This is a genomic window from Streptomyces sp. NRRL S-495, from assembly GCF_000966955.1.
GTDB classification, from domain to species: domain Bacteria; phylum Actinomycetota; class Actinomycetes; order Streptomycetales; family Streptomycetaceae; genus Kitasatospora; species Kitasatospora purpeofusca.
The window spans coordinates 1-534 of record NZ_JZWY01001177.1; the positions used below are offsets into that span (position 1 = coordinate 1).

The 534-nt window shown below is 70.8% G+C and carries 1 protein-coding gene; it reads right to left on the minus strand.

Going from position 1 to position 534, the window contains the following annotated elements; all coding sequences use genetic code 11:
* On the minus strand, positions 1–534 hold a 534-nt coding region (locus VR45_RS40285), incomplete at both ends, for a condensation domain-containing protein (RefSeq protein WP_045944943.1).

A 534-nucleotide genomic window follows, 5' to 3' on the forward strand; every position in this document is an offset into this window, starting at 1 on the left:
CCACTCCTCCAGGAGCAGGCGACGCTCATCCGCGCCCAGCACATCCACGGCGCTCAACCGCGTTCCCGGCTGCGCCGTCACCGTCTCCAGAACCTGGAGCAACCAGCCCGCGATCCGCCGCACGGTCTCCGCATCGAACAGGTCCGCCGCCGCCAGCAGCACACCCCGCAAGCCGGCCGGCGCGCCGTCGGCGTCGAACGCCTCGCTCAGGTTCAGGTCCAGGTCGAACTTGCCGAGGACCAGACCGGTCGGCACCCGTCCGGCGCGCAGACCGGGCAGCTCCAGCCGGGCCGACCCCGTGTTCTGCAGGGTGAGCACGACCTGGAACAGCGGGTGGCGTGCCATCGACCGGGTCGGCGACAGCTCCTCGACCAGCCTCTCGAACGGCACGTCCTGGTGCGCGAACGCCCCGAGACTGGCCTCCCGGACCCGCTCCAGCACCTCGTCGAAGGTCGGATCACCGGACAGGTCGGTCCGCACCACCAAGGTGTTGACGAAGAACCCGACCAGGTCGTTCAGCGCCTCGTCGGTGCG